The 2,289-nt window shown below is 75.9% G+C and carries 1 protein-coding gene and 1 pseudogene; both read right to left on the bottom strand.

What is annotated here, in order from left to right:
• Positions 1-90: 90 nt before the first annotated feature.
• Positions 91-1,479, bottom strand: coding sequence for a hypothetical protein (locus SACPADRAFT_RS0215285; protein ID WP_007027329.1), 1,389 nt, complete (start codon positions 1,477-1,479; stop codon positions 91-93).
• Positions 1,476-2,289 (bottom strand): annotated as a pseudogene (locus tag SACPADRAFT_RS0215280) (hypothetical protein); the annotation flags it as partial. The pseudogene SACPADRAFT_RS0215280 and the gene SACPADRAFT_RS0215285, both read right to left, overlap by 4 nt.

The raw sequence follows: 2,289 nt of genomic DNA, 5'->3' as shown, positions 1-2,289 counted from the left end.
GCCCCCGACCGCGCGGCCACCGGCTTTCGTGGTCCCGGCGGGCCCGGCCGCGGGCTTCCCGTCACCGCGTCCCGGTCATGGAGGTTCCGGTCACCCGCTGCGCGGGCGTGCCGGGCGGGGCAGCGCGATCCGGGCCTTGCGGATCTCGTCGAGCAGCCGGGTCTTCCGGTGGTGCTCCCGCACCAGCCCGCGGAGGTACTCGGTGAACTCGGCGCGACTGTCGGCCCGGCCGTGCAACGTACGCAGGCGGCGCAGCTGTGCCGCGGCCCGCGCGTAGGAGGCCGCGGTGCGGCGCGCGATCAACCGCTCGACGTGGTCGCGGTAGAGCGGGACCACGTCCGTCGGGTCGGCGTCCGCGGCGGCCCGCCACGCCTGCTCGCAGCGGTCCTGCCCGAGCAACTCGGCCACGGCCCCGGCGGGGTCCACGGCGGCCTCGGCCCCCGTTTCGGCCGGTTCCGCAGCCCCGGCCGGTGACGCGGCAGGCTCCGCCGACTCGGCGAACCCGATGGGCACGGCTGATTCGGTGGGCACGGCTGATTCGGTGGGCACGGCGGCCTCCGCCGGCTCGGCCGACTGCATGGGCACGGCGGTCCTGGTGGGCACCACCGGATCGGTCGCAGCGTCGGTGGCCTGGTGCGCCCGCAGGCGCTCCAGTGCCTCGACCATCGACCCGCGCCGGTCACCGTCCTCGTGACCCGCGTTCCGCAGTGCCGCCGCGGCGTGCGCGATGGCCTCGGTGTGCCTGCCGGCGGCGCGCAACACCCGCACGATCTTCAGGCTGACGTCCACCCGAGGCAGCCGCTCGGAGAGCAGGCGCACCACGGTGTCGACGTCGCCGCACGCTTCGGCGATCTCCAGGCGCAGCCGCCGGGCGGTGTGCCGCCGGGGGTCGGTGGCGTCGACACCCCGCTCACACAGCACCCGATCCACAGTGGCCCGCACGTGCCGGATCCCTTCGTCCCCCAGCGGTTCGGCGAACTCGGCCAGGTCGATGTCCGGCCATCCCGGACGGTCGAACGCGACCGTGGTGAACCACCCGGCGAGTGTGGCGGCGGGTGGTGGGTGCGCCGTGCACGCCCGCGCGTACAGCCGCACGGCACGCGGCAGGAGGTCGTCCACGCCGGGGCCGTCCGCGTCCCGCGCGCCGAGGAGAGTGTCCACGACCCGGCGGGCGAGCGGGCCGACGTCGGCGGAGGTGCCCGCGTCCAGCAGCCGTTCCAGCGTGTCGAGCACCGAGGACACCCGGATCGAGTGCGCGGTGTCGGCCGCCTCGGCCGCGTCGTCGAGCAGGTCACTCACCTCGGCGAGGCCCGCCCCGACGCCGCCGCGGCCTGCGGGGTCACCGGGCCCGGGGACCTGCCGGGCTTCCAGTCGCCCGCGCAGTTCGGGGTCCCGCTCCGCCTGCGCGCACAGCAGGTCGACCAGCGTCTCGGTATCCAGCGTCCGGAGGTAGGCACGCAGATCCGATCGGGTGTTCACCCGGTCATCGTGCCATCCGAGGGTTGCCGGGGGTGCACGGTGACGTGCCACGCGGTCTCGGACTGTCGCCGCTGGCGGGGGATCACCTGGCCACCGAGCCTGCGCACGGACAAACCGCCCCGCATCCGCAGCGCCTCCACCGCGCCGAGCGGGGTGCCGAGCTCCGCCCCGCGCACGGCGTCGAGGTCGGCCAACAGGTAGAGCCGGTCCCGGGCACGGGCGATCCCGCTCAGGAAGGCACGCACCCGGTCCCGCCAGTCGTCGCCGGTCAGGTCGAGCACCACGGTGCCGAACTCGTGCCCCGCCACGGTGGACACGGTGCCCACGTCCACGGTGCGGGTCTCGCGGAGCACGTCCAGCCACGACCGGACCCCCTCGCGGTCGGGGGCGAGCACGGCGGCGTGCCCGGCCGCGATCAGCGGCACCAGCGCGGCACGTTCGACCGGCTCACCCGCGGTGTCGAGCAGCACGATCTCCGTCTCGCGCCCCTCGGCCGCCGACAGCGCCGGGTAGCCGATGGTGTCGGCGAGTGCCTGCACGCCCGGACCGAAGCGGTACTGGCGGTCGAGCACGGCGCACCCGGGGTGGGAGTGCGCGTCGGCGGGGGTGTGCACGCCGCAGTGCGCGAAGGGGGTGGTCAGCGTCCACCGCCGCACCTCGGGCACCTCGGCCAGTTCGCGGGGCCGCACCCGCGGCCACGGCTGGGCGAGGTCGCCGAACACCACGGCCGTCGTACGGGCCCGGGCGACGGCGAACAGCACGTCGACCAGGCGCGCGGCCCCGGCGTCGTCCACGAGCACCACGTCGAAC

Source organism: Saccharomonospora iraqiensis subsp. paurometabolica YIM 90007, assembly GCF_000231035.2.
Lineage (GTDB): Bacteria > Actinomycetota > Actinomycetes > Mycobacteriales > Pseudonocardiaceae > Saccharomonospora > Saccharomonospora paurometabolica.
Note: the sequence above shows the minus strand (reverse complement) of the source record. Positions and strands in the feature narration are given on the sequence as shown.